Raw genomic sequence first — 23,117 nt, 5'->3', positions numbered from 1 at the left:
GTGATTATTTTGTATAACATTTTTTTGATACCACCCGCATAGCAGGTGGTTTTGTCGTTTCGTACTTCGCGCTCAACTGGCTAAAGCCAAAAGCGTAAAAAAAGATCTATTGTCCTTATGACAATAGATCCATTTCACTATTTTCCTGAACTTCCTAGTTTTCCAGCCATTCTCTCAGATTCCATAGACTGAAGTTCCTCAAAAGAAATTTCTTCACTTTCTAATTGAGGCATACGCAATAATACACCCTGACAAATCGCTTTTTCATAAGGATAAATAATTGCATCTTCCTTATACTCTACATCTTGCTTTTTAATAACCACACGCTTTGTATTCAAATTTGTAACTGGAGCCATATATTCTCCACGATAACCCGAATCAATCACGCCACTTCTTTGTGCAATCCCCTTTGTTCCAGTTGAACCACGCTCTTTTAAAATCATCACAAACTCTGGATCAAATGCACTTGCTACACCCAATGGAACTAACTTCGTTTCATGAGGCTCAATCACCATATAATCTTCTTCAAAACAAGGATATAAATCATACCCTGCATCTTCATAACGCTTTTGCGGAACCTTCGCATCCGCCTTTACTTTTGCCCAATATAGTTTATTCATAAAACTCCTTCTTATATATTTCAATCAATTGTTCTAACGAAAACTGTGCATTGGCACTTGAAGTCGAAGGACAATATACCGTTTCAATATTCGGAAAATACTTCTGCATTGTATTCTGACTTGTCCTTCCATTACAAATTACCTTCTCAATATTCTTATATCTATCCAACAATCCCTGTATATCATTTGGCTCAATATCTTTGATCTCACTATCCGCACTCGTCTTTCTTATACACGAATGACAAATATCCCAAAGTGCAATATGCGATGCTTTTAATAATTCAATCTTGTCTTCTGTTTGAAAGATTTCTTTTAATATCTTCCAAAACCGATTATTTTTATTCGCATAATACATCTGTTCCTTCAAACTAATTGCACTTGGCATAGAACCCACAATCAATATTCTCGAATCCTCAAATACAATGGGATCCAATCCAACTATTCGCTTACACATGTACCGTAAACATCATAAGATTTGGCACCTGTAATCTTCACCTTCACGAAAGAACCCAACTCCAATGGTTCATCACTTGTAAAGATGACCTGACCATCCACTTCATCCGGTGCATCCGCAGCACTTCTTCCACGATAACGATCGACCAAACCTTCTTTTTCCTCAACAAGAACTTCAATGACCCTACCAATCTTTTCCTGATTCTTTTCTTTTGAAATCTCTTCCTGCACCGCCATCAATCTAGCCAAACGCTCATTTTGAATCTCTTCATCAATCTGACCATCCATATCATAAGCAGGTGTATCTTCTTCCTTCGAATATGCGAAAGCACCCATACGATCCCACTTAATTTCCTTAATGAAATCCACAAGTTCTTCAAACTCTTCTTCCGTTTCTGTAGGGAAACCAACAATCATAGTTGTACGCAAAGTCGCATTTGGAAACATTGTATGAATCTTATCCACAACCTTTAATACATCCTCTTTTGGTCCTCTACGATTCATTAATTTCAACAAACGATTGTTCGCATGCTGCATAGGAATATCAAAATAAGGAACAATTTTTTCACTCTCACTCATAGCCAGCAATACATCATCCACAATTTCATCTGGATACATATACAGAACACGAATCCAATGAAGCCCCTCTACTTTAGATACTTGACGTAGTAATTCAGGAAGCATCAATTCGCCATAATTATCCAAACCATACTTCGTTGTATCTTGGGCAATCAAAGTTAATTCTTTCACACCCACACTTGCCAAATAGTTGACCTCTTCCATAATATCCTCAATTGTACGAGACTTTTGATCTCCACGAATCAAAGGAATTGCACAATACGCACAACGATTTGAACAACCATCACTAATCTTTACATACGCCTGCCAAGGATTTCCCGTAATCACACGTTCTGCCTTATCCAATAATGTATCTGAACCTAATAACTTCTGTAGCTGACTAGCCAAAGTATCATACTCACGAATTGGGATAACCGCATCAATTTCAGGAATCTCTTCCCTTAAAGTCTCTGTATATCTTTGAGCCAAACAACCACACACAATCAACTTCTCTAAGTTTCTCTCTTTATATTGAGCCATCTTGAAAATCGCATTGATACTCTCCTCTTTGGCACTCTCAATAAAGCCACAAGTATTCACAATAATAGCCTGTGCATCCTTAGGATTGGCCACAATTTCATGACCACCCCTCTTGATCATACCCATGATCTGTTCAGAATCCACTAAGTTTTTACAACATCCCAATGATACAAAACCTATCTTCATTCTTGATTCTCTCCTTTTCGATGATAAATCATACGACCTTCTAACGCAAAGACACGAGGACCAAAGTGACCTGGCTGCGTTGTATCTAAACTCTGTTTCATCATATACATACGCGCATCTAGATTATCTAATAAAGTTAACACTTCCGCTTCTGGAATCATAGGAAGGACAGGAGATCCAAACTCCATCTTTCCATGATGCGCCAAAACCATATGCTTCAACAATAAAACACACTCTTTATCGTTTACACCCAGCTTTTCAGCCACACGATCCAAACGATTATTCATAATACTAATGTGCCCCAACAAATTCCCCTCATTTGTATATTCAGGAAGAACTGGACCACTCAGCTCATCAATCTTTCCAACATCATGCATCAAAATACCCGCAACTAATAACCCCTTATCCAAGAATGGATATTGGCGACAAATATCTAGTCCTACACGCGCCATACTAATTGAATGATAGGCAAGTCCTCCCACAAAATTATGATGATTTCTTGTGGCCGCCGGATATGTATAGAATAAATCCTTCGTTTCTTCTAATACTTCTTCAACCACACAATATAGATTTGAGTCCGTGATCTCATTCATCAAAGTCTTTACTTCTTCTTCCATTTCAGTACGAGACATAGGCGCTAATCTTACATAATCTGAAATATCTTCGCCTTCTAAGACCACCATTTTTCTCACTCTTAACTGAACGGCATTTCTATGAATGATCGAATCCCCAAATATCTCAACAATCTGACCCGCCTTATACTGCTCAATCTGCGCATTCGTTAAATTCCAAAATTTCGCATCCAATACACCCGTTGCATCCTCTAAAATCAAAGACAAATAAGGAGTATCTTTCACGGTTTTTCCTTTGTCACACTTTGAAATCAAACACTTAATATTTACTTTTTGTTCCTGAGTAATCTCATTAATTCTCATTCACTTTCCCCTTCCAAAACCTCTTTTATAGCTGATATATTAAATCCTTTACGAACACAATACGTCTGAATCTTCTGATTACGCTTAGGCTGATCAAACGTCGCATATAAACGTTTCGCTTTCGCAATCGTTCTTTGTAATGCCTCATCATCATTTTCATCCAGTTCAATCGACTCCGACACTTGTTTCGCCAATTCAAACGAATATCCCTTCGTCACTAACTTATTCACTAGCGTCTGCCTTTGCATGCGACTCGACTGCTCTTTTAGCGAATGCGCTAAACGACGAGCCAATTTGATCGCATTACTACGCTCTGTTTCCACATCCAAACTTGCCAAAGCATCCTCGATGACATCATCCACGATGCCCGCTCTTTTTAGCTTTTGACAAATCTGCATTTTAGGCTGACCATACGAATGCCAAGCCTGCGCCTTATCAAAGGCATACTCCTTATCGTCAATCCAATGACGTTCCATAAATTCATGAATAATATCCAAAGCCTGATCTTCATCTAGACCCAAATATTTCTTTCCATATTGCACCATTTGATACGACGTATAATCATTTGAGAAAACACGCTTCTTCATTAACTCAAACGCCTTATAGAATAACTGCATATCCAAATAGTTGTCAATCAAATATGCATCTAACATTGTATCCTTTGTGATCTTTAAATCAAAGAAATCATCCGTTGGAATCATTACTTTGACTGGTTCATTATCGCAATCACGCATCACAGTTAAACGAACAAAATCATCCACCATACGAATTCGTTCCACATGATAGGCACGCTTATAATCATCAATCGCCTGATTATAAACACTCAAAGCCTTATGCGCAAACATACTCTCTGTATATGGCGCTGTTTTAGAAATACAATACGCTCTTAATGCATCTCTTTCCACTTTGGATTTACTAAAGAAAACATCCCACTTTTGACTTAGCTCATTGGCATCATCAAAATAATATCCAGACCTGCCTTCATCCACCAAATCCTTCAACACCTCATCACGACGACCAAACACTAATAGGCCACTCGCTAAAGCCTCAATATATGTCATCCCTTGTGTTTCCGATAAACTAGCGGATACAAAACAATCGAAAGCCGCATAATAATAGGCAATATTTTCCTTAGGAATCTTACCCGTAAAATGCACACGATCCGAAACATTATACTTTTTAGCCAAATCCTGATAATACTCCATATCCGTACCACCACCCACAATGACTAAATGTAGATGTGGATCTGCATTCTTACTAATCGCCTCAATCGGAATTTCGATTGCCTTCTCTTTGGCAATACGCCCTACAAAGACCACAATATGATCTTCACTTGTAAAACCTAACTCTTCACGAATACTTTGAACTCTATTTTCATCTAAATTTTTGCGATCATACTCCGACAAATCCAAACCTGTCGGAACGATATAAATAGGTGCCATTACACCATACTGCAATAAAGCCTGCTTCGTCTTTTCACTCGGTGCAATCACTGCTTGCGAACCATTGGACATGACACGGGAAAACGTACGAATCACACTCTTCCCTAATTTTTCAACCGAATCAAAATCAAGCGGATTAAAATAATGCGTATAATCCTCATACATTGTATGATACGTGTATACAATAGGAATGTGCAAAGCCTTCGCCATCTGACGACCAAACATACCTACACCCGCTTCCGTCTGAATATGAATGACATCCAAGTCCATTCTTTCAATGTAGGCATCCGCACTAAACTGTAGTGGACTCGACATCTTATAGCCATAAAACTTCTTGATTTCAAGACCCGGCAAACGAAGAATATGACCATTCTCATCTTCTACAATCTTTGTCCCCTTATGATTCGTAATAATAAATACCGTATGCCCCAGCTCTTCTAAAGCGTGTTTAAGGGTTGCCACACTTGAAACAACCCCATTAATATCCGGTAAATATGCATCTGTAAATAGTCCGATTCGCATATACTACATCCCTTCTAAATTGATCTTACTCTCTTTTCTCTCATAATGATTCTTCACAAACACAAATAAAACTCCACCTATAATCAGCACTATGTGATACGTAGAAAAACGCCACAATACTAAAACCGCACCCGTTAAATTTTTCATCATGCCACTAAACAACAATGAAAAGACAACTTCCGTACCACCGCTTGCTCCGGGAATTGGAATAAAATTATTGGCCATCGTCACAAAACTAGATAGGGCCATGACATCAATCAATACATTCATCTTCAACGGAATATGTAGGGCTAGCGCAATCACAAAAGGTAAAGAATAATAAAGTGATAAACGCACCACATTAACACATACACAAAGTAAGATACTCTTCTTATCTTTGGCTAGCACCTTGATTTCACGAGTAAAACTCGTGACTTGTAGAGTCCAAGAATCCAATGTCTTTTCTGGATTCTTTAAAATATGCAGTTTCGTTAATACCTTAACTAAAATACGCGAAAGCTTGATATAAATACTAGGAAATAACGCAATCGTATATAACGCTACAACAACCACTGCATTGATGATATAGCCCAACAATATAATATTGAACCATGCGGATTGAGCACTGTAATACGCAAAACGCAAGAGAAACAGAATCGAAACATAAATCATCATTGTTGTCTGATAAATAATGAAATCAGCCCACAACAAGCTAGCCCCATCGCTCACTTTGATTCCTTGCTTTTTCATAATGTAGGCCTGAACAAACTGTCCACCCGTACTACTCGGAGTAATCCCCGAAAAGAAAGAACCAATAAAGGCCACTAGAATCCCTTCACCCGCCGTATAATGATCCGTATACTTTCTACCTAATACGTAGTATACAAATCCCCAGACCGCCGTAAAAAGAACACCCCACAATAAGACTATGACAAGGCTTAACAGATTCATTTGTGAAATGCACTTTAAAACCTGATGAAAATTATCCTTTAGCGCAAACCACAGGGCAAATCCCGTTAAAGCAAGAATAAGCAACAGATTTAGTACGTACTTCTGTTTTTTCATAAAAACCCCTATTTTTTCTTATTTAATAATTCCTCTTGTTTATCCTTATAAGCACTCAAATAGAATTCTCTCCACATATTCAATACATGTTCTTTCGAATAGAATTCACTCAATAAACGACTCTCATTTTGATACTTCGCATATACATCTGAATCATTTTTCAATTTTAACAGACAATTTTTAAAACCCTCATTATTATCGGCATGCATATAACGATCAAATAAGATATCTTTATATAAATCCAAATCACGAAGCACCAATGGAACATGTAAGTTCACCGCTTCTAAAATCGTCATTGGAAATAATTCATTATAGCTTGGCACAAAAAGCACATTCGCTATATTATATAGATCCACCATTTCTTCTCTAGGAACAATCCCTAAAAATTTACAGTTTTCAGGTGGATTTTCCTGCAACTTCTTCAATTCTTCATATCCATCGGTAATACGTCCAAAAGAAAAACCTCCAGCCCATACGAATTGGACGTCCGGCATTTGTTTGGCAACATTCACAAAATCAAGTACACCCTTACGTGTTTGTACCTGTCCTGCACCCAATACCACAAAAGCATCCTTGTCTATACCATACTTTTTGCGAATGGAAGCACACTCATCATCGGATTTACGATAAAATTTTTCCTTAGATACATAGTTAGGAATATAGTAAATTCTTTCTCGATCAATCCCATATGCGACTAACGCATCAATAAAACTAGGATTTACAACGACCAAGCGATCCGCACTCTTATAGAATTGAATCAAATAAGAACGAAATACATTCAATAAAGGTGCCGGAATTTTTAAGCTACCTTCTAAAGTATCCGGTAAAAAATGACAATAGGCAATGTTAGCAGCTCTATGATTTTGCATCTTCACATAGAAAGTAGGATCTACTGTATGGAAATGTTGAATATCTGGTGTTTTGATCCAGTTGTTGATACCCACTTCAAAGATATCGTTAGCCCCTTCTTTAATTAGATTGACCTGTTCTTCGTAGGCACTGCCCACACCTTGTCCATCCACTTTATCTGCACTTGAATACATTATAATTCGTATTTTATCTTCCATAAAAACTACACTTCTTTCATCCATATTATTATATCGCAACTACTATTTGTATGTCCAACTTTCAAAAAGGCAAATGAAAAGCCCCTTTAGCGGGGCTCCTCAAGAAAGTTTTAAGAAAGGGAATTTGATTATGAAGTGAGCCACTATCTTTGGCTCAACAATATATTACTAAAGAATAAAGTGATAGGTATAGTTATATTGTGTGAAATTATGTGTATAATTGACACATTTATTGTTGTTTTTAGTTAAAATTAAATTGTATTAAACTAAAATATACAAACCTTTACTTTTCTTCGTACAAATCAATCTTCTTTAATACACTTTTCTTTCCATTTCTATGAGATATAAATCCTAAAACAGTAAATAAACTCGATAAAATCAAACCAATCAAAGCAATCCATTTAGCTACATTGCGTACGCTCATAGGAATATTAGGAAACATTGGATCGGTCATTCCTGACCATCCCCAGTATGTTACGGCAGCAAAAGCAAGTGTAAGAATAAAAGCATTTCTGACCATTCTTCCCACTTTTAATACCATTTCATTTTCTCTTTGGATGATTTCTGCAAGCTGATCTCTTTCTTTGCGGCTCAAACTCATAATTAACGCTCCTTTTCAAATATACATATACTTATTATATTATAAGAAAAAAAGACAGGCCTAACAAGTTAAGCCCGCCTTTAATTGTCTTAAGTGATTATCCTAAGAATCCTACAACAGATCCTACGAATCCGATAACTACGAACAATAACAATACTTTAATTGGAGTAATGTTTTTCTTAGCCATCAACCACCAAGCAAACAATACAAATAACATTGTTAAGATCTTAGGGAAAGCTCCATCTAATTTAGATCCTAATGTTACGTCTGTTAATTTACCAGTTTCTGCATCATAAGCCTGTGCAATTACATAGTTAGTTGAAATTGATACCCAAGAAGCTGCCATCGCACCAACGATAACTTGTCCCATAACCAATACGGATTCACGGAACGCAGTTGCTTTTTGTCCTACTAACAATTCAACAGCACTACCACCTAATTCATAACCTTTGAAGTATACGAATTTTTGGAACCAAATTGAAGTTGCGTTCCATACGATGATATAGAATAAAGGTCCTAAAGGTGATCCACCTTCTGCGAAACCTAATGCAATACCTAATAAGATAGGAATGTAAGTACCAACGATCAATGAGTCACCAATACCAGCCAAAGGTCCCATTAGACCTGCACGGATACCGTTAATCATTTCATCATCGATTCCTTCAGCTCCATTTGCACGAGCTTCTTCCAAACCAGCTGTGATACCAACTACGATTGATCCAATCTGAGGTTCAGTATTGAAGAATGGGTAGTAAGTAGTCATTTTTTCTGATTGTTCTTCGCGAGTAGGATATAATTCCTTAATAATTGGAAGCATTGACCACATGTAACCAAATGTCTGCATGTGTTCGTGTGAGAAACATGTTAAGTTTCCATACCACCAACGCCAGAAAGAACTATTTAATGTTTTCTTAGAAATCTTTTTCATAATTAAATGTCCTCCTCGTCATCATAGTCTGTAGATGCACCACCAACAGCACCTGTAGCTTTCATCATTGTCATTTGGTAGTTAATCAATGCGAATACACCACCAACAACTGTAGCAGCAATTAATGTTAATCCCATAGAAGCAGCTAAAGCGAATCCGAACATGAAGTAAATCAAGTCAGAAGTCTTAGATACTACTGATTTTAACAAGATACCAATACCTACTGCAGGAAGTACCGATCCTACTGATAAGATGGCTTTTACATACCATACTTCAGTATTTAAGCTCTGGAACAATTCAGCTACGGCTCCAGATCCATAGTAGCAAAGTAAAGTAACTGGCAAGAATGATAATACAAAGTGTGAAATTAGTGGGAGAACAACATCAACTTTTCCTAAACAATCTAAGTTTCCTTTATCCAATTGAGCCCAGCCCCAGTGTTGCCAAATAAGGTTCATCATAGCTGTTCCGTAGAATAAAGTAATACCGATTACACCAGTCATGGCTGAGATACTTGATGCTAAACCTTGAGCATCAGTTCCTCCAAAATCCATACCAGCAGCTTTTGCTCCAACATAAGCCAATGGAATACCAATGTAACTTACGGCACGTAAGTCTGATGCGACTGTTCCACCAGGTGTAACCAATGCGATCCACATTACCTGCATTGGAATACCAATTTGAATACATCCAGATACATCACCTAGGATCAAACCTACGAATAATGATGCAACCAAAGGACGGTTCAAAGTGTAGTTACCTACTGTTGTACCTAAGCAAGCGATAGTACTAGCTGCTGTACAACTCATAAGTCCGATTAAAATTGCTTGTAACCAACTCATTATAAATCTCTCCTTTTTCTTTTATTTATCTCAATCTGTTTACTATTCCCACTATTAGTAACCAAATTTAGATCTAAATTTGTCCCAAGTACCAATTGCAGTTTCTTTTAATAACGCAAATAATACTGTGTAACCAGCGTTTGTCAAAGCTTCGCATGCTTCAGCTTCTTCTTGAGTAATTGACTGGTTTTGACCTAATTTTGTAGCTCCTGGACGATCATTACATGGTCCGATAACTACGGTTTTAACATCGTTAGGTACGAATCCATCGTCTACTAACAATTCTTTCATATCCACTGGATTTTTAGTAATTAAGAAATATTTTTTATTAGAATTCTTAACTGTTTCTGCTTTTTCTCTCCAGTGTTCCTTTGTCCAAACAAATACTTTCTTGTCTGTACTAGCCTTGAATGACTGTGTCAATACAGGTGTAGTTGCAGCTTTGTCGTTAACTGCGATAATCCCATCACAAGGGTATTCTTTAGACCATCTTGTAACAATCTGACCGTGGATAATACGATCATCAACACGAATAAAACTAATCATTATATGTCCTCCTTTATTCTGTTTATGCCTTCGCTATATGCGTTATAGCCAAATCCTATAGATCTTCGTCATCATCATCAGAAGCAACTGTAAAATCAGTTAATCCTGTACGACCTTCGTTTAATAATGTGTCTTTTAAATCTTGTACATTATCAAAGTTGTCTTTCATTAATACAGCAGTGATTGCAAGAGGCATATTCATACCAGCAATTACTAAAGTATTTTGTAGCAATCCTTTTTGATCCAATACATTCAATGCGTTCGTGAATGGAGATCCACTCAAAATATCAGCTAATAAAATGACTTGGTCATCTGCTTTGAAATCTTTGATCAATTCAGCAAAGTTAGATGCGAATTCGTCTGCGCTCATTCCGTCCTTTAAGCTTGTAGACAATACATCTTCACGATCTCCCGTCATCATTTTAACGGCACTGTGTAATCCTGGTGCAAATTCACCATGACTTACCATAACTACATATTTCATTATTTTTCCTCCGCGTTTCTTACTTACTCATATTTTATAATAAACATGTTAGCGTTTTCAAGTGTTATTACACATAATTTCACATATTTATGCGACTTTTGAACATGAGCATCACATAGAATACACATTCATTATAACCCATATGAAAACCTTTTCAATTTCCATATGTCACCACTTTTAGATGACAAATGTCATTTTTCGAGAATCAAACAAAAAAAACAGCAGAAATTTAACTTCCTACTGTTTCTCCAACAATATATTCAATTCATCATTTAAATTTTGCATTGCCGGCTCAATATCCTCATTTGTATCAATGACTCTTCGAATTTCACTATCTGCCATCGAATACAATTGATCATAGCCATCCAGTTTTTTTATCGTGATTGCTTGTTCCATCATATCATCAAAAAATTCCAAATTATAATTTGAATCCAATGGAGCATCTTCTTGAATATACTTAGTCACATTTTTGGATGTCGAGACATTCTTTAAAACCGATACACCCTGCGAGTATTTAAACAAACTTTCCTGCGTTGTTTCGTCGTAACAAAGTAACTTTAAAAATTCCCAAGCCATCTTTTTCTTAGAAGACATCTTACTAATACCACATAACAAGCTATCCATTTGTGAAGCATTATAGCCACTAGGACCTGCCGGCATCGGAAGACATTCCCATTCAAAATTTGAATATTTCTTAACACTCCAAGGATATGGCTTATATGTTCTATACTCACTAAACATCATTGGGCAAAAGGCAACCTTACCCTTATCAAACATTTCACTTGTAACATTCTGACCTCGATTTAAAAGATTTAACTTTCGCACAAATTCAATGGCCGAATACACATCCTCATTCTGCAAAGTACTCTTCATGCTTTTCTCATCAAGCAACGCCTGTCCATTCGAACTTAGAGCATTCTCCCAAGTGTATCCATATTCCCCAAACTGATCAATTTCTCCATCGTCATCCGTATCCACAGTCAACTTTTCGCAAATTGCATAGAAATCATCCCACGTCCAATTAACATTGGGTATTTCAATTCCATTCTCTTCTAATAATGTTTTATTCACAAACATCAATGTGGGTGAACTCTCATAAGGGAGTGCATACTGCTGATCATAAATATTACCTGCATTGAGTGTCGTTGAAAAATATCGCGATTGATTAAAATCAGGATCCGTCTGCATGTATGCATCTAGTGATTCTAACATGCCTACTTTGGCATACGTCGAAAGATCATCACTCAACACCATAAAAACATCAGGAAGTTTTCCATCCAGAGCCTCCTTTGAAAGCCAAGCCGAATAGTCATCTTTCAAGATACCACTGACATATTTTACTTGAACATTCGGATGTGTTTTTTCAAACCGTTTGATCGCACTATCAATGATCTTACCACTATCTGGACTTGGCACATTCCAGTTACTACCCGCAAATACGCCAATCGTTAAAACAACGGGTTTTTGCGTACAATAAAATATCCCTACCAAACAACACACTAACATGGCTATCAAAAAAGTTCTTAATCTTTTTTTCACCATTATTTATTTCCCCCTAGATAAATACCAAATAGCCAATTGTGTACGATCTCTTAAATCTAATTTATCCAAAATCACACTTAAATAGTTACGAATGGTCCCTTCACTAAAGCCTAATTTTTGCGCAATTTCCTTATTTGAATAACCATGACCAATTTGGGCAATGATCTTACATTCTGTATCACTCAAATCGATATGTTCATCTTCTCCATGTTCAAAATTAAATTCCTCATTCGAATTTGCCATCTGAGAAAAGAATTGTGTCACTTTGCCCGCCACATTCGGGTTGAAACAGGCTCCCCCAGCTAGAACATTATGAATAGCCGAACTCAACTCTTCTAAAGAACATCCCTTCAAAAGATATCCACTCGCTCCATATTTTAATGCATCATAAATATACTCATCATCATCAAAAGTCGTTAATATTATGACCTTTATATTTGGATACTTCTTTTTTACCAAACGAGTACACTCTACGCCACTCATACTTGGCATACGCACATCCATCAAGATAATGTCTATACTTTCTGTTTCCAATGCATCCACTACTTCTTGTCCACTACCCACTACTTTTACTACTTCAAAACTCGGATCTGAATTTAAGATGATCTTTAAGCTTTCTCGAATGAGCTGCTGATCATCCGCAATCATGATTTTAACCATTATTCTCTCCTCTTCTCATTGGTATTTCTACAATTAATTCAAAACCTTTTACCCCATAATAACGTATTCTTCCCTGAAGTAAGTCAATACGTTCTGTCAAATGATGAATGCCAAATCCTGGTTTGACATCCTTACAACCCTGACCATTATCTTCTATAATTATAATCAAATTATTATCTGCCTGTGCAATCGAAACATAAATTTTTGTCGCATGCCCATGTCTGACTGAATTGGTCATTCCTTCTTGAACAACACGATACACAACTTCTTCTTCGTCCGCATTCAAATTCACCAAAGGCAAATGGCACAAATAAAGAATGGTCACATCGGTCAATTTCTGATAATCCATGATCATCATATCCAATGCTTCTTTTAAAGAATACCGCTCTAATGCATCTGGCTTCAACTTATCCACCGAACGTCTGACATCGGTTAAACCACGTTTTGCGCTCTCTTCCAAAATACCCAATTGTGCTTTTGTGACATTGACATCCTTATCAATCATCACTCGACACGCTTCAAGACCAACACTTAATCCCGTTAAAGTATGCCCTAATGTATCATGAATTTCACGGGCAAGACGGTTTCTTTCTTTGGTTTCACCCATTTTTTCTCGCAAATTCGCATAGCCTTTTAATTGATTATTTAAACGTTTTAATTCGACATTCAAAGCCGCAAATTTCTGCGTTTCATCCATTTGTTTCTGTAAATACAAGAATATATAAGCTATAAACAGCACAATATTTAAATTGCTTAAAGTCACTTCAATCCCCAGTAACAAGCCTTGTGTCTTTGAATTATACACCGACAAATATTCCTGGAATGAAATCATAGGAATATAGTTGGATAAATATCCATAGTTGGATAGCATATAAGCTAAAAAGACGAGTATGATGCAAATTGAACGATCAACTGGTTTATCCACATAGAGTAAGCTGTCCGCAATAATCAAAAATAAAATACACGTTGCACTAAACGATATATTCTTCATGATCAATAGGCTCAATCCAAGTTCAATTAAAATTGGAATGATTTGATGACGACTAAAGAATCGAATTTTTTTACGTATGCTCACGAAACAAAACAATCCAATAAAACCAAATACCGCTATATAGAAGGATCGAATGGGAACATTAGAAAGTGTGGAAATATTCTTAATAAAATCTGAGGCATAGCCACTTTGTGTCACATGCACCAACGTATAATACATCACAATAGCGATGTACCAAATGGTAAAAAAACTAAAGAGCCACATACAGACGTAGACAATCCATACATTGTATTTTTTTATATCTTGTATCATTGCCAGCCCTCCGTAGAATAATCATGAACATTGTTTTTTGTGATGATTTGCACAGGATTCACTTCATTTTTATTCTTGATTTTTTCTTGCGAAAACATCTTATAAATGACTTCTCCCGTCTTCTTTCCAAACGTCTTTGGCGATTGTGCCACAGTAGCAGCCATTTTACCTTCTGACACCATTTCTTTTGCCTCAGGCGTTCCATCTATGCCATACACATACTTGCCTTCCAACATATTGTTCGATGAAAGTGCGGCCATAGCGCCCATTGCACTTGGATCATTTAAACACATCACTACATCAAATTCGATTCCTTCCTCAATAAAAGACTCCATTTTTGGCATGGCCTCCTCTAATTGTCCCTCACATTCCATTCTCTGAACCACTTTATAATTTGAGTTGGACTGAATCGTATCCTCAAATCCCTTAATTCGTAAATAACCAGATTGAGTTGTCGAATGTTGAAGCAAGACAATATTGGCATGATCCAACTTACTCATCATATCTTTAGCGCATTGTACGCCCGCATCATAATTATCACTGACAATACTATAGGTCACATATTTATTATGCTTAACTTCCGTATCCACCACAATCACAGGAATACGTTTCTTATAGGCTAGCTTTAAAGAATCTTTTAATCCATCATAATCCACTGGCGTAACCACTAAGGCATCCACTTGTTGATCCATTAAGTATTGGATTTGTTCCTTCTGCTTCTTTAAACTCATAGCTGGATCTAAAGTAATCAGCTGATCCCCGTGTTCTTTGACTACTTTTGAAATTTCCTCATTGACCACCGAATAGAACGTATTGTTGTAGGTCATATATGTTGCACCAATTTTACGTGGCTTATTCGAATTGTATATCATATTCGCTTGTGTAATCGTATTGATTAAGTAGTTACTTCCTACCGCAAAAGCTAGACAAATCGTTAAACAGAAAATGATATACACAAACGATTTTGGCTTCTCCATTCAAATCTCCTTTCCTTACAGAAAATGTCGCATTGCTGCGACACTCTTTTATAATACTTTTTGTAGAACATAAACAAGGATTGCAATGACAATAGGCACAATAAAAATCATTGAGTATCCACGTACAAACTTTGTTTCTAAAGCTTTGAATCCTAAATCATCATAATAAAATCTTTCATCATTGGTTTTACCAACAACACCCTCTTCCATTAGATTCGAAATTGTATAACTAATTGTTGAAGTGGCATAAGGCAAATTTTTAAATACACTTACATCTACTGCACTCTTTTCATCCACTGCCCCTCTTTTTTTCAATGTATCCATTACCATTGAGGCAGCCGTTGCCTTCGCCCCTCTTTTTCTTTTTCTAGACATTTTCTTTCCTGCTTTCTATATTCATGGCTTCTGCCACACTCTTTACACACACACCATATGCCTTCAAACTCTCAGGTGTATGTTCCATAACATATGTGTCATTTAGCTTTTCCAATACACACAAATCATTTTCTCCATCTCCAATAAAAATTGCATCTTCGACAGGTAAATGACAAAAGGCTTCCCATTTATTTGTGCCTTTTCTTGTGATCTCAATATAATCTTTTGAAGTAGCCATCACTTCATAATTTTTAAATAATCCTCTAAATTGATTTAATATTAAATCCAAATCTTTTTCAACATACACACTCAATTTGGCTAAGCCAAATTGTCGTGTATTTAAATATTCCATTAAATCCACGTCTGAAAACAAGCCTAAACTCGGTTGTTTCTTTTTAAAAACATGAAGTCTTTCTTTTCCATAACATGAAATTGGATAATAGCGATTGCCCGCTTCGTCTGTATAAAACAAATCCAAATTATATGCCAAAATCGCTTTACACATTTGTATACCTTCACTTAAATCAATCAAAGAAAAATATACATTCTTATCTTTATAATAGGCATTAGCTCCATTATCTGTGATCATATATTCACAGGACAATTGATACTTCAAGGCAAGTGCCAAACAAAAGGCACGATCTCTTCCTGTCACAAAGCCAAACGCATGTTTTTGTGTCCATTGATGAATGCATTCCACATCTTCATCTGTGACATTTCCGTTTGAATCCAATAAAGTTCCGTCTAAATCCGAAAGAAACAACATTATTTTCGGCGTTCTTTCTTAGCTTTTTTAAATGCTTTTTGTTTTTCCTGTAATGCTTCACCAATCTTTTTTGTGACTACGATCTTATCACGGTTGCTCATTAACACATTGCAGTTGCGTGCCACAATACCATTTTTAAATTCAAAATTTGCAAGCATACGATAACGATAATATGTATCTTGAAAGAAGAACCCTTCTTCTGTGAAATAAATACGACGGTGTGTATATGAATCAATGGCTAGCCCTAAAAATACAAGTCCAATACATCCATATGCTAAATAGTAATAATACGTTTGTCCATTGGAAGCTAATTTTGGTGCCATAAACATCAAAACAAATGCCAAAACAGCCATCGCAACCATGACCCATATCCAATAACCGCCATCGACCATTGTTTCGTAGTGTTTATGTGAGTTTTTAAAGTTTTCAAATTCCTTTTTGTAGGCAAGTCCACCTTTTAAGCTTTGATAAAATATGAATGCCATGTATCCAACTAATACAACGCCCACAACGATTTTAAAAAATATATTATTTGAATCCATAATCCGTCTCCTTTTTAAGTACATTAAGCATTATAACATCATTTCATGCTATAATAAAAGCATTGTTGGAGGTTGTTTATGGAAGAAAATATGCAGGCTTTAATGGAACGTCTAAATAGTTCGAGTCAATTTCTGCAAAGCAATGACATGCGTGTAACAGAAGTTCGCCATGGTTTTGCGAAGGTAGAAATGATTATTGATGAACAAATTTTAAATATACATGGCTTTGTCCATGGTGGAGCCCTTTTCTCTTTGGCTGACACAGTCGCCGGAGCAGCAAGCTTTGCGACAGGAAGAGATAGCGTCACACTTACGGGTACAATTAATTATATTAAGCCAGGTCGTGGTGGCAAATTGATTGGGATTGCCCAAGAAATCTCAAGTGGAAGAACAACTGGAGTATATGAGGTATTTATCTTCAATGATGAAAATGTACTTCTTTCTCGTGCCACATTCACAATGTTCTTCTTAGATTCTGACAAGATGAAAAAAAAGAAAGAGCAGAAATAAAACTGCTCTTTTCGTTTACTTAAATGCTCTTTTAAATCTTTCAAAAGGAGATTCAGATTGTCCTGATTTTAATTCTTCATATAGCTCTCTTTCTCTGCGAGATACTTTACGTGGAATTTCAACCTGTACTTCTACAAATTCATCCCCTTGTCCTGAACGAGATTTTACACCTTTTCCTTTTAGACGGAACTTAGTGTTTGGCTGTGTTCCTTCAGGAATTTTCAATTCAACATCGCCATATACTGTTGGTACTTGAATCGTACATCCAATTGTCGCATCAATTGAACTGATTGGAACTTTAATGAAGATATTGTTGTCTTCGCGTTTGAAAGTTGGATGTGGCGTAACCATAATTTCGATGTATAAATCGCCATTAGGCCCTCCATTTGTTCCTCTTTCACCTTTTCCAGGAATACGAATCTGTTGACCCGATTGAATACCTGCTGGAATCTTAATATCTAGTTTTACACGACGGTGCTCATATCCGTTTCCATGACAATGGGAGCATGCACGTGTAACTTTCTTACCTGTACCATGACAATCTGGACATACGCTTTGTTGCTGAATCACACCAAATGGTGTTCTTTGTTGAGACATAACATATCCAGAACCATGGCATGTAGGACATGTCTGCACATCACTTGGGCTTTCAGCTCCAGATCCGTTACAGTGTTTACATGTTTCATCCACATCCAATGAAATCGTTTCTGTTTTACCAAAAATTGAATCCATGAAATCAATGCGCATCTGCATGTAACGGTCTTGTCCTTGTCGAGGCTGGTTACTTGAACGGCGAGATCCTCCACCTCCAAATCCTCCACCAAAGAACGAACCGAAGATGTCTCCTAAATCGCCAAAATCTGTGAATCCTCCAGAGAATCCACCACCTTGTCCAAAGGCTCCATCCATACCTGCATGACCAAATTGATCATATGTTGCACGTTTTTTCTCATCGCTTAATACTTCATAAGCTTCATTGATTTCCTTGAACTTATCTTCAGCTCCAGGTTCATGATTTCGATCGGGGTGATATTTCATGGCCAATTTTCGATAGGCCTTTTTAATTTCATCTGGTGTAGCACTTTTGCTGACGCCAAGCACTTCATAATAGTCACGTTTTTCTGCCATGTGAATCCCTCCATACGATACGAAGAAGTTCTAGCGTGGCTAGAACTTCAAATGTTGCTTATTTATTTTACTTCTCAGTGAATTCACCGTCAACTACATCATCACCTGAGTGAGTTTGTGTTGATTGTGAAGCTGCATCACCATTTGGCTGGTTATACATTGCTTGTCCTGCCTGCATTGCAGCTTTTTCAAGCAGGTCTAATTTTGTTTTGACTTCTTCCATGTTATTTTCATCTAAAGATTTTTGTAGATCATCACGCAATTTCTTAGTTTCTTCAGCTTGTTTTGGATCAATCTTATCTTTATTGTCTTCTAACATTCCATCGATTTGTGCAATGAAGCCTTCAGCTTTGTTACGTAAATCAATTTCTTCCTTACGTTTTTCATCTTCAGCCTTGTTATCTTCAGCTTCACGAACCATACGATCGATTTCTTCATCACTCAATCCACTAGAGTTTTGAATTGTGATGTGTTGTTCTTTACCAGTACCCTTATCTGTAGCACTTACGTGTACGATACCGTTGGCATCAATATCAAATTTAACTTCAATTTGAGGAACTCCACGACGAGCTGGTGCAATTCCGTTTAATTGGAAGTTTCCTAATTCTTTATTGTCGTTAGCCATTGGACGTTCACCTTGTAATACACGGATATCTACAGCTGGTTGGTTATCAGCGGCTGTTGAGAAAATCTGTGATTTACTTGTTGGGATTGTAGTGTTACGAGGGATCAACACTGTCATAACTCCACCCATAGTTTCGATACCTAATGATAATGGTGTAACATCTAGTAATAATACATCATTTACATCACCTGAGATAACTCCACCTTGGATTGCAGCACCCATAGCTACAGCTTCATCTGGGTTTACTGAGTGGTTAGGATCTTTTCCTAATGCTTTACGTACTGCTTCTTGAACCGCTGGAATACGAGTAGATCCACCAACTAATAATACTTCGTCGATATCAGATTTAGACAATTTTGCATCTCTTAATGCATTTTCAATTGGAATCAATGTACGTTCTACTAAATGTTTAGTCATATCATCAAATTTAGCACGAGTTAATGTTGTATCAAAGTGCAATGGACCCGCAGGACCTGCTGAGATAAATGGTAAGCTGATTTGTGTCTGCATTACACCACTTAAATCTTTTTTCGCTTTTTCAGCAGCTTCTTTTAAACGTTGCATAGCCATTGGATCTTGCGACAAGTCAATTGCGTTATCTTTCTTGAATGTATCAACCATCCAGTTTACTAATACGTTATCGAAGTCATCTCCACCTAAGTGAGTATCTCCGTTTGTTGATAATACTTCGAATGTTCCATCAGCTAAATCAAGGATACTAACATCGAAAGTACCTCCACCTAAGTCATAGATCAATACTTTTTCTTCTTTATCTGTTTTATCAATACCATAAGCCAATGCTGCAGCTGTTGGTTCGTTGATAATACGTTCTACTTCTAATCCAGCAATTTTACCAGCATCTTTAGTTGCTTGACGCTGAGCATCGTTGAAGTATGCAGGAACTGTGATAACAGCCTTTGTTACTTTTTCTCCTAAGTAATCTTCTGCATATGATTTCAAGTATTGAAGGATCATTGCACTAATTTCTTGTGGTGTATATGATTTTCCCTCAGCCTCTACTTTTTCATTCGTTCCCATCAAACGCTTAATTGAACTAATTGTGTTTTTATTTGTGACTGCCTGACGTTTTGCAGCATCACCAATAATACGTTCTCCATCTTTGAACGCAACAACACTTGGTGTTGTACGATTTCCTTCTGGGTTAGGAATTACTTTACAATCTTTACCTTCCATAACCGCAACACAGCTATTTGTTGTACCTAAGTCAATACCAATAATTTTACTCATGATAATTACCTCCCTATTCGCTTACTTTTACTAATGCTGGTCGTAAAATACGATCCTTCAACATATATCCTTTTTGTAATACTTCAATAACCATTCCACTTTCAACGCCTTCTTTTTTCTCTTGCATTAAAGCCTGCATTGTATTGTGGTCGAATGGTTTATCGGCTGCATCTATTTCCTGTACGCCTTCTTTTTCCAGCACACCTTTCAATTGTTTATGAATCATCTCAAAACCTTTGACATAATTCTTAATTGTCTCATCCTCAGTTTGTACTTTCAAAGCCATTTCCATTGAATCAAGAATTGGCAAGATTTCCGTTGCTGGCTGTTGGAAGCGATATTTTCGAGTTGCATCTGCATCTTTCTGTAGACGTTTTTTCATGTTTTCTGTATCTGCATAAGCACGTGCTACATCATTTTTTGCCTTGTCCAGTTCTGCCTTCAAACCTTCAATAATTTCGTCTGAACTTGGTTCTTTTTTTTCTTCAGCTGCCCCTTCAACAACTTCTTCTTTTGTTTCTTCTTTTACTTCTTTAGTTTCTTCTTTGCTCATCGTTGGCACCTCCCTTATCTTTGTCTGTCCCAAAGACGTCTTCGATGACATTTGACATATAATTCATCAAGGCCACGACCTTGGAATATTGCATTCGATTTGGACCAACAACCATTAATTGTCCTTCCTCATCGCTGTTATAATGGAATTTTGTCGTTAATACTGAACAATCTCCGATTTGTAACAACTCGTTTCTTTCCCCAATCTGGATTGCTACATTTCCCTCTTGATCCGTCCATTGATGGAATAAACTTCCATTTTCCAAAATACGCATCATTTGTTTCAACTTGTTGATGTCACTGAACTCTGGCTGATACAACATATTACTTCGTCCAGAAACCGCAACTTTCTCTGTCGCAAATCGCATAAAGGCTGAAACGAACGCTTCAAACAAAACTTCATGTCGAACAAGTTTTGCTGCCATCATCGGTTCAATTTCTTTCATTTTTCCAACAACATCTTCAATAGGCGTTCCCACTAATTGGTCATTTAATAAATCTGTACAATTTTGAATATCCTGCATGGACACATCTGTACCAAATTGGAACACTTTATTTTCTGTATGTCCTTGATCTGTGACAATGATCGCAACAGCACTTTGATTGTTGATTGGAATCAACTGTACATGCTGTAAAGTCTGATGCCTGCTATCAGGTCCTAGAACAACACTGGTCAAATTTGTCATGTGTGACAAAATATCACAGCTCTTTTGAACAACTTCTTCTAACGAATAATGTCTTTCACTAAAGACTTGCTGTAAAGCATTCTTTGTAGAAGCATCCAAATCCGCTTCCATAAGATGTTCAACATAGTACCTATAGCCTTTTTGACTCGGAATTCGACCACTCGAAGTATGTGTCTTCTCTAACAACCCTAACTTCTCAAGTGTCGCCATCTCATTACGGATGGTTGCAGATGAAACTGGGAAATCTAGAAGTTCCATCAAAGTCTTCGAACCAACTGGTTCTGCACAACGAGTAAACTCTTCAACTATTGTTTTAAAGATTATCTTTTGACGTTGTGTGATTTCCATTGTGAAGACCTCCTTCTAGCACTCATCTTCCTTGTCTGCTATTAGTATATCACAATTTTTAGCACCGTCAACAATTGAGTGCTAAATTTCAACTAAAAAAATAAGGATACAAATATTCGTACCCTTAACTAAACATAAATCAAAAATTCTTTAATCGATTCTTCACTCACTGAGAAGATGGATGCGATAGCTTTAACAGTGAAGCCTTTGTCCAGTATAGCTTGATACACTTCAAATTGATTTAGTGCAATACCTTTGTTGATTCTTCAAACATTTCATCTAATGCTCTACACACTTTTACATCTCCTCACTTTGTAAAGAATGGATGTGATCACACATCCATTCAATCAAATACTTCTTTTTAGTTCTCTTAACGCATCTAAGTCTAATCCAACAATCTCAGAGATTTCTTCAAGTGTTTGATTATTTCTTACAAGCATTTTAATCGCTATTTTGATTTGGGTATTTTTTTCACCACGCTCAATGCCTTGTTCAATGCCTCGTTCAATGCCTTGCTTGATACCCATCTGGATTCCTCTGTTTGTTGATTCTTCAAACATTTCATCTAATGCTCTGCACACTTTTACATCTCCCTTCTCGCTTTTGTTGTAGATACTCAATAACTCTTTGTTCTTTGTCACTACATACGCAAAATACAATGCATCACGATTAAACTCTCGATCTAGATCTTCTTTTAAAACCTGTTTTCTATAGATCATACGCAATAGATCAAAAAAGTCCTGTGTTGCCTTTTCACCTGTATTATACTTGTGATTTGTGTTTAGCTCAATCAGATTCAGTTTAAACTCATTGAACATGTCTTCAAATCCAGGATGAATAATTTCTAGTTCACTCAATCTTTTAGCAGCATTCCACTTGGATTCACCCACATATAAGACGACTGTTAAAATCATGGGAAGTCTTGTATGCATAGGTACATGTTGCTTAAAGTTTTGGCGAATATAACGCATACGAGCAACGCTTTCATATTCCATGACTCTTGCGACCATGGATTGATCGATATAGCTTTGGCTTTCAATCACGAACAAATCTAAATAAGTACCACCCTCATACCGCTTGATGATAT

The 23,117-nt window shown here is 36.8% G+C and carries 25 protein-coding genes; 1 reads left to right on the top strand and 24 read right to left on the bottom strand.

Translation table 11 applies throughout. The features are described from left to right. Positions 1-137: 137 nt before the first annotated feature. The 19 genes from KTQ83_RS06830 to KTQ83_RS06740 form a co-directional block, all read right to left on the bottom strand. A complete protein-coding gene (locus tag KTQ83_RS06830; protein WP_117572489.1) occupies positions 138-620 on the bottom strand; it encodes a dUTP diphosphatase in 483 nt (160 codons plus the stop codon). Continuing rightward, on the bottom strand, positions 613-1,074 hold the full coding sequence (locus KTQ83_RS06825) for a DNA-deoxyinosine glycosylase (RefSeq protein ID WP_217256352.1): 462 nt from the start codon (positions 1,072-1,074) through the stop codon (positions 613-615). Before KTQ83_RS06825 ends, KTQ83_RS06830 begins: the two co-directional genes overlap by 8 nt. Further along, positions 1,059-2,357 carry a 30S ribosomal protein S12 methylthiotransferase RimO gene (gene rimO, locus KTQ83_RS06820; RefSeq protein ID WP_117925598.1) on the bottom strand — a complete coding sequence of 433 codons (1,299 nt, stop codon included), beginning with the start codon at positions 2,355-2,357 and terminating at the stop codon, positions 1,059-1,061. Before rimO ends, KTQ83_RS06825 begins: the two co-directional genes overlap by 16 nt. Continuing rightward, positions 2,354-3,292, bottom strand: coding sequence for a 3'-5' exoribonuclease YhaM family protein (locus tag KTQ83_RS06815; protein WP_117925597.1), 939 nt, complete (start codon positions 3,290-3,292; stop codon positions 2,354-2,356). The genes rimO and KTQ83_RS06815 overlap by 4 nt, the downstream gene beginning before the upstream one ends. Then, the gene (locus KTQ83_RS06810; protein ID WP_186998865.1) at positions 3,289-5,256 is read right to left on the bottom strand and encodes a glycosyltransferase; all 1,968 of its coding nucleotides are present in this window, start codon (positions 5,254-5,256) and stop codon (positions 3,289-3,291) included. Before KTQ83_RS06810 ends, KTQ83_RS06815 begins: the two co-directional genes overlap by 4 nt. 3 nt (positions 5,257-5,259) lie before the next feature. Continuing rightward, a complete protein-coding gene (locus tag KTQ83_RS06805; RefSeq protein ID WP_186998866.1) occupies positions 5,260-6,300 on the bottom strand; it encodes a lysylphosphatidylglycerol synthase transmembrane domain-containing protein in 1,041 nt (346 codons plus the stop codon). Positions 6,301-6,308: 8 nt separating this feature from the next. Next, positions 6,309-7,367 carry a glycosyltransferase family 4 protein gene (locus KTQ83_RS06800; RefSeq protein ID WP_217256354.1) on the bottom strand — a complete coding sequence of 353 codons (1,059 nt, stop codon included), beginning with the start codon at positions 7,365-7,367 and terminating at the stop codon, positions 6,309-6,311. A gap of 283 nt (positions 7,368-7,650) precedes the next feature. Continuing rightward, positions 7,651-7,968, bottom strand: coding sequence for a hypothetical protein (locus KTQ83_RS06795; protein ID WP_186998868.1), 318 nt, complete (start codon positions 7,966-7,968; stop codon positions 7,651-7,653). A 97-nt stretch (positions 7,969-8,065) separates the two neighbouring features. Next, complete coding sequence (locus tag KTQ83_RS06790) at positions 8,066-8,896, bottom strand: PTS system mannose/fructose/sorbose family transporter subunit IID (RefSeq protein ID WP_117925592.1); 831 nt, start codon at positions 8,894-8,896, stop codon at positions 8,066-8,068. A gap of 2 nt (positions 8,897-8,898) precedes the next feature. After that, positions 8,899-9,738 carry a PTS sugar transporter subunit IIC gene (locus tag KTQ83_RS06785; protein ID WP_217256351.1) on the bottom strand — a complete coding sequence of 280 codons (840 nt, stop codon included), beginning with the start codon at positions 9,736-9,738 and terminating at the stop codon, positions 8,899-8,901. Positions 9,739-9,792: 54 nt separating this feature from the next. Further along, positions 9,793-10,284 carry a PTS sugar transporter subunit IIB gene (locus KTQ83_RS06780; protein WP_003866136.1) on the bottom strand — a complete coding sequence of 164 codons (492 nt, stop codon included), beginning with the start codon at positions 10,282-10,284 and terminating at the stop codon, positions 9,793-9,795. A 55-nt stretch (positions 10,285-10,339) separates the two neighbouring features. Then, the gene (locus KTQ83_RS06775) at positions 10,340-10,768 is read right to left on the bottom strand and encodes a PTS sugar transporter subunit IIA (protein ID WP_186998871.1); all 429 of its coding nucleotides are present in this window, start codon (positions 10,766-10,768) and stop codon (positions 10,340-10,342) included. A 237-nt stretch (positions 10,769-11,005) separates the two neighbouring features. Continuing rightward, on the bottom strand, positions 11,006-12,310 hold the full coding sequence (locus tag KTQ83_RS06770; protein ID WP_244975801.1) for an ABC transporter substrate-binding protein: 1,305 nt from the start codon (positions 12,308-12,310) through the stop codon (positions 11,006-11,008). Between the two features lie 3 nt (positions 12,311-12,313). Beyond that, a complete protein-coding gene (locus KTQ83_RS06765; protein WP_217256350.1) occupies positions 12,314-12,970 on the bottom strand; it encodes a response regulator transcription factor in 657 nt (218 codons plus the stop codon). Next, positions 12,963-14,273, bottom strand: a complete 1,311-nt coding sequence (locus tag KTQ83_RS06760; RefSeq protein WP_217256349.1) for a sensor histidine kinase — start codon at positions 14,271-14,273, stop codon at positions 12,963-12,965. Before KTQ83_RS06760 ends, KTQ83_RS06765 begins: the two co-directional genes overlap by 8 nt. Beyond that, entirely contained in the window at positions 14,270-15,250 is a 981-nt protein-coding gene (locus KTQ83_RS06755) for a sugar ABC transporter substrate-binding protein (protein ID WP_186998873.1), read from the bottom strand. Before KTQ83_RS06755 ends, KTQ83_RS06760 begins: the two co-directional genes overlap by 4 nt. Positions 15,251-15,298: 48 nt before the next feature. Continuing rightward, a complete protein-coding gene (locus tag KTQ83_RS06750; protein WP_117925586.1) occupies positions 15,299-15,625 on the bottom strand; it encodes a hypothetical protein in 327 nt (108 codons plus the stop codon). Continuing rightward, the gene (locus tag KTQ83_RS06745; RefSeq protein WP_217256348.1) at positions 15,618-16,391 is read right to left on the bottom strand and encodes an HAD hydrolase family protein; all 774 of its coding nucleotides are present in this window, start codon (positions 16,389-16,391) and stop codon (positions 15,618-15,620) included. Before KTQ83_RS06745 ends, KTQ83_RS06750 begins: the two co-directional genes overlap by 8 nt. After that, positions 16,391-16,933 (bottom strand): hypothetical protein, encoded by a 543-nt coding sequence (locus KTQ83_RS06740; RefSeq protein WP_217256347.1) that lies wholly within the window; start codon positions 16,931-16,933, stop codon positions 16,391-16,393. The genes KTQ83_RS06745 and KTQ83_RS06740 overlap by 1 nt, the downstream gene beginning before the upstream one ends. Positions 16,934-17,011: 78 nt before the next feature. Between KTQ83_RS06740 and KTQ83_RS06735 the strand changes: the two genes are divergently transcribed. Next, the gene (locus tag KTQ83_RS06735; protein ID WP_117925583.1) at positions 17,012-17,443 is read left to right on the top strand and encodes a PaaI family thioesterase; all 432 of its coding nucleotides are present in this window, start codon (positions 17,012-17,014) and stop codon (positions 17,441-17,443) included. A 15-nt stretch (positions 17,444-17,458) separates the two neighbouring features. Here the strand turns inward: KTQ83_RS06735 and dnaJ are convergent, their stop codons facing one another. The 5 genes from dnaJ to KTQ83_RS06710 form a co-directional block, all read right to left on the bottom strand. Beyond that, positions 17,459-18,571, bottom strand: coding sequence for a molecular chaperone DnaJ (gene dnaJ, locus KTQ83_RS06730; RefSeq protein WP_186998876.1), 1,113 nt, complete (start codon positions 18,569-18,571; stop codon positions 17,459-17,461). A gap of 67 nt (positions 18,572-18,638) precedes the next feature. Further along, complete coding sequence (dnaK, locus tag KTQ83_RS06725) at positions 18,639-20,444, bottom strand: molecular chaperone DnaK (protein ID WP_117925581.1); 1,806 nt, start codon at positions 20,442-20,444, stop codon at positions 18,639-18,641. Positions 20,445-20,457: 13 nt separating this feature from the next. After that, positions 20,458-20,997 carry a nucleotide exchange factor GrpE gene (gene grpE / locus KTQ83_RS06720; RefSeq protein WP_117925580.1) on the bottom strand — a complete coding sequence of 180 codons (540 nt, stop codon included), beginning with the start codon at positions 20,995-20,997 and terminating at the stop codon, positions 20,458-20,460. Then, positions 20,978-22,030: a heat-inducible transcriptional repressor HrcA gene (gene hrcA, locus KTQ83_RS06715; RefSeq protein WP_117925579.1), complete on the bottom strand. Its 1,053-nt coding sequence runs from the start codon at positions 22,028-22,030 to the stop codon at positions 20,978-20,980. The genes grpE and hrcA overlap by 20 nt, the downstream gene beginning before the upstream one ends. Positions 22,031-22,377: 347 nt before the next feature. Beyond that, positions 22,378-23,117 (bottom strand): Rpn family recombination-promoting nuclease/putative transposase (locus KTQ83_RS06710; protein ID WP_217256346.1); only part of this gene is annotated, 740 nt, incomplete at its 5' end.

Origin of the sequence: Holdemanella porci, from assembly GCF_019052655.1 — a bacterium.
GTDB classification, from domain to species: Bacteria; Bacillota_I; Bacilli_A; order Erysipelotrichales; family Erysipelotrichaceae; genus Holdemanella; species Holdemanella hominis.
The sequence above is the reverse complement of the archived record's forward strand: the minus strand, read 5'-3'. Positions and strand labels throughout refer to the sequence as shown.